11 protein-coding genes are annotated in these 12,209 nt (G+C 65.6%); 9 read left to right on the plus strand and 2 right to left on the minus strand.

Annotated features, from left to right (window positions below; all coding sequences use genetic code 11):
* From VIK36_RS03505 to VIK36_RS03535, 7 genes are read left to right on the plus strand one after another with little or no spacing between them, the layout of a single operon-like run.
* Positions 1–849: a sugar phosphate isomerase/epimerase family protein gene (locus VIK36_RS03505; protein ID WP_324644072.1), complete on the plus strand. Its 849-nt coding sequence runs from the start codon at positions 1–3 to the stop codon at positions 847–849.
* Positions 846–2,009, plus strand: a complete 1,164-nt coding sequence (locus VIK36_RS03510) for a Gfo/Idh/MocA family oxidoreductase (protein ID WP_324644073.1) — start codon at positions 846–848, stop codon at positions 2,007–2,009. Before VIK36_RS03505 ends, VIK36_RS03510 begins: the two co-directional genes overlap by 4 nt.
* A 4-nt stretch (positions 2,010–2,013) precedes the next feature.
* Positions 2,014–2,919 carry a sugar phosphate isomerase/epimerase family protein gene (locus VIK36_RS03515; RefSeq protein WP_324644074.1) on the plus strand — a complete coding sequence of 302 codons (906 nt, stop codon included), beginning with the start codon at positions 2,014–2,016 and terminating at the stop codon, positions 2,917–2,919.
* 2 nt (positions 2,920–2,921) lie between these two features.
* Entirely contained in the window at positions 2,922–4,325 is a 1,404-nt protein-coding gene (gene uxaC / locus VIK36_RS03520; RefSeq protein ID WP_324644075.1) for a glucuronate isomerase, read from the plus strand.
* Entirely contained in the window at positions 4,322–5,749 is a 1,428-nt protein-coding gene (locus tag VIK36_RS03525; RefSeq protein WP_324644076.1) for a mannitol dehydrogenase family protein, read from the plus strand. Before uxaC ends, VIK36_RS03525 begins: the two co-directional genes overlap by 4 nt.
* Positions 5,750–5,785: 36 nt before the next feature.
* On the plus strand, positions 5,786–7,015 hold the full coding sequence (gene manD, locus VIK36_RS03530; RefSeq protein ID WP_324644077.1) for a D-mannonate dehydratase ManD: 1,230 nt from the start codon (positions 5,786–5,788) through the stop codon (positions 7,013–7,015).
* Between the two features lie 29 nt (positions 7,016–7,044).
* Positions 7,045–9,324 carry a gluconokinase, GntK/IdnK-type gene (locus tag VIK36_RS03535; RefSeq protein WP_324644078.1) on the plus strand — a complete coding sequence of 760 codons (2,280 nt, stop codon included), beginning with the start codon at positions 7,045–7,047 and terminating at the stop codon, positions 9,322–9,324.
* A gap of 69 nt (positions 9,325–9,393) precedes the next feature.
* On the opposite strand, the gene VIK36_RS03540 is transcribed toward VIK36_RS03535, so the two are convergent.
* Positions 9,394–10,014 carry a Rho termination factor N-terminal domain-containing protein gene (locus tag VIK36_RS03540; RefSeq protein ID WP_324644079.1) on the minus strand — a complete coding sequence of 207 codons (621 nt, stop codon included), beginning with the start codon at positions 10,012–10,014 and terminating at the stop codon, positions 9,394–9,396.
* Positions 10,015–10,506: 492 nt separating this feature from the next.
* Between VIK36_RS03540 and VIK36_RS03545 the strand changes: the two genes are divergently transcribed.
* Entirely contained in the window at positions 10,507–11,019 is a 513-nt protein-coding gene (locus tag VIK36_RS03545; protein WP_324644080.1) for a hypothetical protein, read from the plus strand.
* A gap of 11 nt (positions 11,020–11,030) precedes the next feature.
* On the opposite strand, the gene VIK36_RS03550 is transcribed toward VIK36_RS03545, so the two are convergent.
* On the minus strand, positions 11,031–11,417 hold the full coding sequence (locus VIK36_RS03550) for a hypothetical protein (protein ID WP_324644081.1): 387 nt from the start codon (positions 11,415–11,417) through the stop codon (positions 11,031–11,033).
* 187 nt (positions 11,418–11,604) lie between these two features.
* Here VIK36_RS03550 and VIK36_RS03555 point away from each other — a divergent pair, with 187 nt between their 5' ends.
* A complete protein-coding gene (locus VIK36_RS03555; protein ID WP_324644082.1) occupies positions 11,605–12,141 on the plus strand; it encodes a GNAT family protein in 537 nt (178 codons plus the stop codon).
* Positions 12,142–12,209: the final 68 nt, after the last annotated feature.

Genomic DNA, 12,209 nt, shown 5'->3' on the forward strand with positions numbered 1-12,209 from the left:
ATGGTTTCGACCAACCAGGTCACGTGGCAGCTGTCAGGCTTTGGCGACGAGATCGACGACGACCCCGCGGTCCAGATCGCAGTGCTGCAGGCGCTCGGCGCCAACCACATCGAAGTCCGCAGCGCCTGGGGCACCAACATTGTGGACCTCAATGATGAGCAGCTGCAGGCACTGGCGTCACTGCTGAACAGCAAGGGCATGAAGGTCTCAGCCATCGCCTCGCCCATCGGGAAGGTGGATGTCAGCCTTCCCGTGGAGCACGAGGTGGAGCGTCTGCGCCGCGCGGTCAACGCCGCCAAGGTCCTGGATGCCAGGTACATCCGCATCTTCTCCTTCTACTACGGCGAGTCCGTGCAGGTGGAGAGCATCCGCGACGCGGTCATGGAACGCATGCGGGCGCTCGCGGACGTCGCGGAGGAAGCGGGTGTGATCCTCCTGCATGAAAACGAGAAGGACATCTTCGGGGACGTCCCGGACAGGGTCCTGGACATCATCCAGACCGTCAATTCGCCCGCTTTGAAGGTGGCGTGGGATGCCGCCAACTTTGTCCAGGTAGGGGTCAAGCCGTTCGACGAGGCTTACGCCAAGCTGCGCCCCCACCTGGAGTACCTGCAGGTCAAGGACGCACTCTTCGCCAACGGCCACGTAACGCCAGCCGGCGAAGGGGACGGTGACCTGCTCAGGACGGTCGAAGCACTCAAAGCCGACGGGTACCAGGGCTTCGCGTCGCTGGAGCCGCACCTGGCGGGCGCCCACGGCCTGGGCGGGTTCTCCGGCCCCACCGCCTTCGGCATCGCCGCCCGGGCCTTTGCAAAAGTCACCGCAGAAGCAGGAGTCCAGACCGCATGAGCACCTTGAACGTAGCCATCACCGGGTGCGGCGTCATTGGGCGCACCCACGCCGTAGCCCTTCAGTCCTTCCCGGATGCCCGGATTGTGGCGCTCGTCGATGCCATTCCGGCGGCTTCCGAAGCGCTCGCCGACTTCATCGGGAACCAGGGCGGGCAGCGGCCGCCTCAGTTCAGCACGCTGTCGGACGCCTTCGCGGCGGTGGACATTGATCTCGTTGCACTGGCAACGCCCAGCGGCCTCCACATCCAGCAGGGCCTGGAAGTCCTGGCCGCCGGCAAGCACGTGGTCATTGAAAAGCCCCTCGACGTGGACCTCACGCGGGCCCAGGAAATCGAAGCCGCGGCAAAGGAAGCCGCTGGCAAGGGGATCGTGGCCTCCGTCATCAGCCAGCACCGGTTTGACCAGTCCAGCGTGGCTGTTGCCGATGCCATAGCCAAGGGACGCTTCGGCCGGCTGACCTCTGCCATCGCTTCCGTGGCCTGGTGGCGCAGCCAGGGTTACTACGACTCCGGCGACTGGCGCGGCACGTGGGCCATGGACGGCGGCGGCGCCCTCATGAACCAGGGTGTCCATACCGTGGACCTGCTGCTGTGGTTCATGGGACGTCCGGTGGAGATCCACGCGCACACCGCACGGTTGGCCCATGAACGGATCGAGGTGGAGGACACCGCCGTTGCCACTGTCACCTTTGAAAACGGGGGACTGGCAGTGCTGCACGCCACCACCGCCGCCTACCCCGGCCTGACCGTGCGCGTCCAGCTGATGGGATCCGAAGGATCAGCCGTGGTGGACAACGACCGGCTGGAGTACTTCCACAGCAGGGACGCCGGCGGCGAGTCCGCGGACATGGGCCTCCAGGGCGGGGGCAACCAGGCCGAAGAGGAACTGGCCAAATACCCGGAAGAGGACTACAAAGCAGCCGACCCAACCACGTACCCCGCCGGGCACGTCCGGCAGTACCGGGACATCCTGGCCGCTATCGCCGCTGGAAGACAGCCCGGCGTCACTGTCAGCGACGCCGTCAACGCGCTCGCAGCGGTGCGGGCCGTGTACGTATCGGCGACCCTGGGCCAGCCCGTCCTCTTCGATGACGTTCTGGCGGGCAAGTACAACGATCTCGAAGTCCGCACCGGCAATAATGCGGCAGAAAGCGCCTGAGGCCATGAAGTTTTCAGTATTTACGGCATCAACCCCGGAATGGACGCCGGAAGAGGCTGTCCAGCACCTCGCGGACCAGGGCTGGGACGGCGTCGAATGGCGCGTCACCGACCAAGCTGAGGCGGCGGAGCCCGGCTTCTGGGCCGGCAACAGGGCCACGGTCCCGCTCACCGGGGTGGAAGACCACCTGGACCGCATCGCCAGCCTGACCAGCGGGGCGGGCCTGGAGTTCTCCGGGATTGGCGGGTATGCGCGGTGCGACAACCACGCAGACGTGGACCGCATGTTGGCCGCCACGGCCCGGCTGGGCGCGGAGAAAGTCAGGGTGACCACGCTTCCGCTGGGAACTGCGGCCTGGGGCAATGAACCGGCCAGCGGCACGCCCTACCCTGAGCTCTTTGCCGCAGCCCGCCGGGACTTCGAATGGATCGCCGAACGGGCTGCCCACCATGGCGTGAAGGCGCTCGTTGAGCTGCACCACCGGACCATCACCGCTTCCGCGTCGTCAGCGCTCCGGCTGCTGGACGGGCTGGATCCGCGGCACGTGGGCGTCATCCATGACCTGGGCAACCTGCTCATCGAAGGGCAGGAGGACTACCTCCCCGCGTTCGAGCTCCTGGGCGACTACCTGGCCCATGTCCACGTGAAGAACGCGGTCTGGGTCAACAGCGGCGAAACCGATGAGTCCGGCGCCGCCGTCTTCCGGAACGAGTGGGCTCCACTCCGCTCGGGCCAGGGCAGCGTGCTGCAGTACTTCAAGGCACTCGCGGCCTTTGGCTATGACGGGTGGGTGACCGTGGAGGACTTCTCCACCGACCTTCCGCTGGCGGAGCGGACGGCTGACAACCTGGACTACCTTCGTTCCACCGCGGCCCTGGCGGGGCTCTCCGTCCCGGCAGGAAGGCGTTGAGCATGGGCCAGCCCATAGCGGATCACCCGGACCGGCTGCTGCCCGCCGATCCCGGCGTCCGGGACATCGCACGGTCGCTTTTCAAAACAGTGGAAGGACTGCCGATCATTTCCCCCCACGGCCACGTGGACGCGGCAATCATCGAGCAGAACACCCCCTTCCCCGACCCGGCGGCGCTGCTGGTCACGCCGGACCACTACGTCACCCGGCTGATCCACGCGGGTGGGGTGCCCATGGACCAGTTGGGCCTGAGCGGTCAGCCTGCTGATTCACGGCAGGTGTGGCGCCGCTTCTGCGAGGCGTGGCCGCACTTCGAGGGAACCGCGTCCGGGTATTGGATCCGGCAGGAGTTTGCCCACGTGTTCGGGTTGCCGGAGGAACCGTCCGCGGACAATGCGGACAGGCTGTATGACGCGCTGCAGGCCAAGCTGTCGGAGCCGGGCTTCCGGCCACGGGAGCTGTTCAAGGAATTCAACATCGAGGTGCTCGCCACCACCGATGACCCCCTGGACTCACTGGACAGCCACGCGGCCCTGCACGCCGACCCTTCATTTGCCGCAAGGGTGCTGCCCACCTTCCGGCCGGACCAGTACCTGAACATGGCGCATCCGGTGTGGCGGGACAACGTGGAACGCCTCGTCGACACAGCAGGGGAGGGCGCTTCCGGCTACGCCGGCTACATCAAGGCACTCGAAGCGCGCCGGCGCCACTTCGTGGAGCGCGGCGCGGTTTCCGCCGACCACGGCGTCTTCACGCCCGCCACGCTGAAACTGGACGACGGCGAGGCGTTGCGGCTTTTCGAGCGGGGACGGGCAGGCCACGTCAGTCCTGCGGACCGGGATGCCTTTGAAGCGCACATGCTGTACCAGATGGCCCGGATGTCGGTGGAGGACGGGCTGGTCATGACTATCCACCCGGGCTCGTTCCGCAACCACCATTCGCCCACGTTCGAGGCATTCGGGGCCGACACCGGCCATGACATTCCGGTGGCGGTCAATTACACGGAGGCGGTGCGCCCGCTGCTGCAGGACTTCGGGACGGCCAAGGACTTCCACCTGGTGCTGTTCACCCTGGATGAGACGGTGTTTTCCCGGGAGCTGGCGCCGTTGGCGGGCTTCTACCCATCGGTATACCTGGGGGCGCCGTGGTGGTTCCTCGATGCCCCGGATGCGATGCTGCGCTTCCGGTCGGCGGTGACGGAGACGGCCGGCTTCTCGCGGTCCTCCGGCTTCATCGATGACACCCGTGCGTTCTGCTCCATCCCGGCCCGGCATGACACCGCCCGGCGGATCGAGGCGTCCTTCCTGGCCAGGCTGGTTGCTGAACACCGGGTCAGCGAGGAACGCGCGCATGAACTGATCGTGGACCTCGTGGACGCGTCTCCCCGGCGGGTGTTCAAGCTGTGAACGCCGCGCCGCCTGCACTCAACCGCAGCCTGAAGCCGCTGCCCAAACCCCCGGTGCGCATCGTGCACCTTGGGCTGGGGGCGTTCCACCGCTCCCACCAGGCCTGGTACACCCAGCACGCCCCGGACGCGGCGGAGTGGGGGATCGCGGCGTTCACGGGCCGCCGCCCCGACGCCGCGGCAGCGTTGTCCCGCCAGGACTGCCTTTACACGCTGGTGGAGCGGTCGGCCGGCGGGGACAGCTTCGAAGTCATCGGCAGCATCGTGGAGGCGGTGGACGGCGCCAACACCGCACGGCTCTGTGGGCTTGTGGCGGCGAAAGAGACCGCGATCGTCACGCTGACCATCACCGAGGCTGCCTACGGGCTGGCTGCGGATGGAACGTTCGACGCCGATGCTCCGGGTGTGGCGGATGACCTCCGGGCGCTGTCGGCAGCGGCGTCGGGAGGAACAGAATCAGGGGTGGCCGGAGTGCCCGGCACGCCGCTGGGGCGCCTGGTGTTGGCCCTCGCCTGGCGCCGGGACAGCGGCGCCGGCCCACTCGCCGTCGTCAGCTGCGACAACCTGTCCGCCAACGGTGAAGTTGCCCGCCGCGCCGTCCTGGGCCTTGCATCCGGGTGGGGTTCCGGGCTGGCCGGGTGGATCGAAGCGAACGTCAGCTTCGTCAGCACGTCCGTGGACAGGATTACGCCGCGGACCACCGAGGCGGACATCCTAGAGGTGGAAGAGCAATGCGGTTACAGCGACAATTCGCCGGTGGTGGCTGAACCTTTCCGGAACTGGGTGCTCAGCGGGGACTTCCCGGCCGGACGTCCGCGCTGGGAGGAGGCCGGCGCCGTCGTGGTCGGTGACATCGAACCCTATGAAAACCGGAAGCTGTGGCTCCTCAACGGCTCGCATTCCATCCTGGCCTACGCGGGACAGCTCCGCGGACATGCCACTGTGGCGGACGCCCTGGCAGACCCCCTCTGCCGGAAAGCCGTGGAGGACTTCTGGGACGAGGCAGCCCGCCACCTGCAGGCGGAAAGGTTGGACATCCCGACGTACCGCCAGGCCCTGCTGGAACGCTTCGGAAACGCGCGCATCGCCCACCGGCTCGCCCAGATCGCGGCCGATGCCACCACGAAGCTGCGCATGCGCGCGGTGCCCGTGATGACGGCGGAACGGGCCGACGGCCGCAGTGGCGCAGGCAGCGCTTTGATGCTTGCCGCCTGGATTGACTACGTCACCGCGGGAAACGACTTCCAGGATCCGCTCGCCGCCGAAATCCAGGCTGCCGTGTCGCTTGACGGAACCAAACGGGTGCAGGGGTTGCTTCGCCTGGTCAGCGCTGCCCTCGCGGACGACCCTGACGTCGTCGCCCTTGTTGCCCGGCTGTGCGGATCCTTCGCGACGACCCCGGCCGCCACCCCTGCACGTACCTGAATCCCGCTTTTACCTCCGGAAGGAACAGTTAGTCCCATGAAAATCATTGCCGCCGACGTCTTCGTTACCAGTCCTTCCCGGAACTTTGTGACCCTTCGGATCACGACGGAGGATGGTGTGACCGGTATTGGTGATGCCACGTTGAATGGCCGGGAGCTCGCCGTTGCTGCGTATTTGAAGGAGCATGTGGCGCAGCTGCTGATCGGGAAGGATCCGCACCGGATCGAGGACACGTGGCAGTTCCTGTACCGGTCCTCGTACTGGCGGCGGGGTCCGGTGACCATGGCGGCGATCGCTGCGGTGGATATGGCGTTGTGGGATATCAAGGGCAAGCTCGCGGGGATGCCGGTGTACCAGCTGCTCGGTGGTGCGTCGCGGAACGGGTTGCGGGCGTACGGGCACGCTTCGGGGTCGGATATTGAGTCGCTGTTCGATTCCGTGCGTGAGCACCTGGAGCTGGGGTACAAGTCGATCCGGATCCAGACCGCCGTCCCCGGCATCAAGGCCGTGTACGGTGTTGCCGCGCAGGCGCAGGCGTCGGGGGAGCGGTATGACTATGAGCCGGCCGGGCGGGGTGCGTTCCCGGTGGAGGAGGACTGGGATACCCGGGCGTACCTGCGGCATTTGCCGACCGTGTTTGAGGCGGTCCGGAACGAGTTCGGTCCGGAGATCCCGTTGCTGCATGACGGGCACCACCGGATGACGCCGATCCAGGCCGCGAAGCTGGGCAAGGCGTTGGAGCCGTATGACTTGTTCTGGTTGGAGGACTGCACTCCGGCGGAGAACCAGGAGGGTCTGCGCCTGGTCCGGCAGCACACCACCACGCCGTTGGCGATCGGGGAGATCTTCAATACCGTGTGGGATTACCAGACGCTGATCAAGGAACAGTTGATCGATTACGTCCGGGCCGCGTCCACGCATTTTGGCGGGATTTCCCCGTTGAAGAAGGTGATGGACTTCGCCGCGCAGTACCAGATCAAGTCCGGCTTCCACGGCCCCACCGACATTTCCCCGGTGGGGTTCGCGGCGCAGCTGCACGTGGGGTTGGCGATCCATAACTACGGGATCCAGGAGTACATGCAGCACTCGGACAAGACCAACGAGGTCTTCGAACAGTCCATGACCTTCGTGGACGGGTACCTGCACCCGGGCGACAAGCCCGGCATCGGCGTCGAATTCAACGAAGAAGCCGCAGCAGCCTACCCCTACCAGCAGGCCTACCTGCCCTACAACCGGCTGGTCGACGGCACGGTGCATGACTGGTGAGCACGGCCACGACTGGTGAGGCACCAACAATGACAAAGCACCGCATCATCGTCATGGGTGTTTCCGGCTGCGGCAAGACCACCATCGGCGACCTTGTGGCCCGCGAACTGGGTGTCCCGTTCCTGGACGGCGACTCCCTCCACCCTGTGGAAAACGTCGCCAAGATGGCGGCCGGAACCCCGCTGACCGACGAGGACCGCTGGCCCTGGCTCGCAACCGTGGGCGCCGAGCTGGCCAAGGCAGGCGACGGTGGACTGGTCCTGGCGTGCTCTGCCCTTCGCCGCAGCTACCGCGACGCCATCAGGGAACAGGCACCGGACACCATTTTCCTGCACCTGAACGGCAGCAAGGAGGTCCTCGCGCAGCGCCTTGAAGGCAGGTCGGGCCACTTCATGCCCACCACGCTGCTGGACTCCCAGCTTGCCACCCTGGAACCGCTGCAGGAGGACGAAGCCGGCGTGGTGGTGGACATCGCCGCGCCCGTCCCGGACGTGGTGGCCCAGGCGCTCAAGGGGATTGCCGCCGTCGTACGTCCTGCCAACGGTGCCCATGGCACCGCGCCGGGCCGGTTCGACGTCGACCTGGCGGCTGCCCCGTTCAATCTCGACGGCGACGCCATCGCCTGGGTGGAAGGCACCCTGGGTGCCATGACGCTCGAGGAGAAGATCGGGCAACTGTTCATCAACCACAACAATGACTACTCACCCGGGTATCTGGACGGCGTGCTGGAGAATTACCATGTGGGCGGCATGCGGTACCGCCCGGGTCCCTCGATAGCCGTGCAGGAACACATCCGCTACGCACAGTCCAAAACCCGGATTCCCTTACTGATTGCATCCAACCCGGAGATGGGCGGAGCCGGCAGTTGCGACGACGGCACCTTCGTGTCCACGCACCTGCAGGCAGGCTCGCACCCGGACAAGGCCATCGCCCGGCAGATGGGGCAGGTGGCAGGAGTCGAAACGGCGGCCCTGGGATGCAACTGGGCGTTCGCGCCGATCGTGGACATCCACTACAACTGGCGGAACACCGTCATCTCCACGCGCTCATTCGGGAACACTCCGGAAATCGTGGTGGAGCGCGCCAAGGAATACTTCGACGGCATCAGTGAATCGCCCACGGCCTGCGCCATGAAGCACTTCCCAGGCGACGGAATTGACGAGCGCGACCAGCACGTCGTGACGTCCTACAACACCCTCCCTTATGAGGAGTGGAACCGGACGTACGGCCACGTGTACCGGGAGATGATCGCGCACGGCGTGCAGTCCATCATGGTGGGCCACATCGGGGCCCCGGAGGTTTCCCGGCATTTCCGGCCAGGCCTCTCTGACGCTGAGATCCTTCCCGCCACGTTGTCCCCGGAACTGCTGCAGGACCTGCTGCGCGGCGAACTCGGCTTCAACGGATTGGTGCTCACCGATGCGTCACAGATGGTGGGACTCACTCAGGCGCGGAAGCGCAGGGACCTGGTTCCGGCCACGATCGCTGCCGGCTGCGACATGTTCCTGTTCTTCCGCAACCCGGCCGAGGACTTCCAGTACATGCTGGAAGGCTACAAGTCCGGGATCATCACGGAGCAGCGGCTCCACGATGCGCTGCGGCGGATCCTTGGGCTGAAGGCGTCGCTGGGACTGCACCTGAAGCCCGCTGACCAACTGGTACCGCCTACGGAGGCGCTTGCGGTTATTGGATCCGCTGAGCACCGTTCCGTGGCTGCCGGGATTGCGGACAAGACCGTGACGCTGGTCAAGGACACTGCTGGCAACCTGCCCATCACCCCGCAGACGCATCCCCGGATCCGTTTGTACGGCATTTCCGGCGGCTCCGACTTCACCCGTGCCGATCCGCTGGCTTACCTGGAGGTGGTGAAGGAGGAACTCGAAGCGGCGGGTTTCGAAGTGCACCTGTTCCGCACCGCTGAGCAGCGTGAGGCGGCGGGGGAGATCGGGGTGAACTTCATGTCCATCATTTCGGAGGAAGCCACGGGGGACTACGCGGAGAAGTACGACGCTGCGTTTGTCTTCGCCAACGTCAAAGGCTTCGCGCAGGAGGCAGCCATCCGGATCAAGTGGTCCTCGCCGATGGCGGCGGAAATCCCGTGGTATGTCACGGAAGTTCCCACGGTGTTTGTCTCCCTGAACCAGCCGAACCACCTGATCGACGTGCCCATGGTCAAGACGGCGATCCACGCCCATGCGGGCACCCGGGAAGCCATCCGGGCAGCCGTGGAAAAGATCCAGGGCAAATCGGAGTTCCAGGGCACGTTCAACGACAACGTGTTCTGCGGGTCCTTCGACACCCGGCTTTAGGAACCAACTGAAAGAGGCGTTACCGCAGCAGCGGTAGCGCCTCTTTCATGCGTCAGGCCCGGGTGCCCGCTAGGCGTCTTCACGCTCCGGGTTCTCCAGCCGGAAGAAGTTGGACTGTCTCCCATCTGACCGCTGTTCCTGGTAGATGAAGTTGAGCCCACGGTCGTCAAACGTCTTGAACCACTCCTCCCAGCTGACTTCGCGAAGGTTCGCGTCCTTCTCCCTGAAGTCGATGCGCAGGACGCCCAGGTGGTCCCCGTGTTCCGTGCCGTCAACTGTCGCCGGAACGCCGCCGCGTTCTTCCGCCCACTGCCTGATGACCTCATGGTGTGTGGTCGCGAGGCTGCGTCCTTCGCGCTCGGGCTCCTCCTCGGTGGACGTAATTTCCTGCGAGTACTTCAACGACTTGGACGAGTCGTCGCCATGACGGATCCTGCCGCCGTCGGGGCCGGCTCCCAGGTCTTCCGCGTCGTCTGCCCCGGAGCGGCTGTTGTGGCCTTGGCCGTTATCCGCGTCTCCCTGCCGGGCCTGGGCCACCTCTTTCACCAGTTCTTCCTTGCGCATGCCCGAAGCGCCGGCGATGTGCTCCTTCTTGGCCTCCTGGCGGAGTTCGTCCACCTTCTTGTTGCGCAGTTCGGTCTCACTCACATCAGGCGTATTCGGTGTCTGGTTACCCGGTTTGTCACTCATGGCATGTTTTCCTTTTGCGGAACTGTTGTGCAGGATCGAGAAATAATAAGGCTACTTACTTTCTAGCGCGTGCGGGACGGGACCGTCAAGCACTGGGTGCGGGTCAGCCGTGGACTGTGGGCCTAGGGGCCGGTACGGGGGGCTTTGGACTCTGGGTCCCGGGGAACCCTGCCCATACGCTCCTTGCATCCAAATCCGGAGGAGCGATGCCATGACCAGCCTGACGCCGGGTTTCCTGGCTACCGTAAAAACGTCACAGCGGGGGAACCGGGCAAGTGCTGGTTTCCGCTCGGCTGGCTCGCGCTCTGGTGGTTTGCGCCCTGGTGGTTTGCGCCCTTGGTTGCCGGCGGTTTTCGGCATTGCCGCCGCGGCCGGGTTCATTACGCATGGCCTCATGCCCCGGGCCTTGGGCACCTGGGGAGCGACGGAGCCGGAAAGATCGAGCCCCTTCCCGGCGACGAACTGATTCCCGCTCCGGCTGAAGTGCAGACCATGGCGGTCACCGTCCATGCCCCGCGGGAGGAGGTCTGGCCGTGGCTCCTGCAGATGGGGGTGGACCGTGCGGGCCTGTATTCCTACACCTGGGTGGAGAACGGGCTGCTCCATTTGGGCGTCACCAATGCGGACCGCATCCACCCCGAGTGGCAGGACCTCCAGGTGGGAGACATTATTGCCTTCATGCCGGAAGGTTATCCGGGCGGACGCAGTGGGCCGCGGGTGGTGGATATCGAGAGCTGCCGCCATCTGGTCCTGGACTTGAGCCCTGGTGCGCCGCCGGGGACGGTCACCGGGACCTGGCAGTTTGTCCTGCAGGATGCCGGTGGTGCGGGGACCAGGCTGCTGCTCCGCACCCGGTCCGGCCCCGGACGGCCGTGGGGTCTTCGCCTGATGGATTTCGTCCTTCGGCCGGGCTACCTCGTCATGGATCGTGCCATGCTGCTGGGGATCAAAAAACGCGCCGGCAGTGACGCACAAAGGAAGCCGCCGCCGTCGGCGCAGCAGTGACAGCTACGCTCTCAGCGCTCAGTGCGAAGCGCCTTGCCCGGCGTGCCGGCCCGGTTGCCCTGCTCCGAAAGCCAAAGCAGGGCATCGGGGGCGTTGGTGAAATATGCCGTGGGAGTCAGGGACCGCCGGGAAAACGCCGCCACGACCTTGCCCATCGGGCCATCCCCAATGAGGGCGACGGCGGAGAACCCCCGGTAGGCATTCATACCGGCCCTGGCCTCGGGCGTCAATCCCGCAACCCCCGCGAGGTCAACAAGAAGAGGCAGGATCCGGCCGCCGCTGAGGCCTTCCAGGACCCGCGCCGCCCGTACGGCCATGTCATAGGTTATGAGGACTTCCGGGCTCCACTGCAAACGCAGCACGCCATTGTCGAAAGAGGCAGTAAAGAATTCGTTCATTCCCGTCCTGGATTCTCATTGAGGACTTGTATTCCAGAGCTTGGACTAATTCAGGCCCATCTGCCTGATGGTGACGACAATAGGTGCAGCGGCAGCCAGGGACTCATTGCTGGCCAGGGCAAAGTGCCGGTCCGGGACAAACGGTGGGCCCCGGCTGCGCGCTTTTCCGGCTGTGTAGCCTGAAGCAGTGGACCTCTCATGTGAACTCGCTGACGGCATTATTCTCCGTCCCGTACAGGCTGCCGACGCAGGGCCGCTGGCTGAGGCGCTCCAGACCAACCGTTCCCACCTTGCCCCGTGGGAACCGGCCAGGGCGGAGGAGTTCTACACCGTCGAAGGCCAGCGCGAGGTGATCAGGAGAAGGCAGACTGACCTTGAATCAGGCGCAGCGCTTTCCATGGTGCTGACTGGCGGGGACGGCATTCTGGGACTCCTGACGCTCAGCTCGATCGTCCGGGGCGCATTCCAAAACGCCCACGTCGGCTACTGGATCGCCCAGTCTGTCCAGGGCCGGGGGCTGATGACAGCAGCGGTGGCCGCGGCCGTCGGCATCGCGAAAGATGGACTCGGACTCCACCGCCTCGAAGCAGCCACCCTGGTGCGCAATGCGGCATCGCAGAGGGTGCTCGAGAAGAATGGTTTTGAGGCCTACGGCACGGCGCGCGCCTACCTTCGGATCGCCGGCCAGTGGCAGGATCACCGCATCTACCAGCGGCTTCTCTAACCGCCGCGCCGTTTGGACGCGCGGTTTGGAACAGGCCCGACGACGGTCCCAGGCATTACGCAGCGGCC

The organism is Pseudarthrobacter sp. LT1 (assembly GCF_035621795.1).
Taxonomy (GTDB): Bacteria; Actinomycetota; Actinomycetes; order Actinomycetales; family Micrococcaceae; genus Arthrobacter.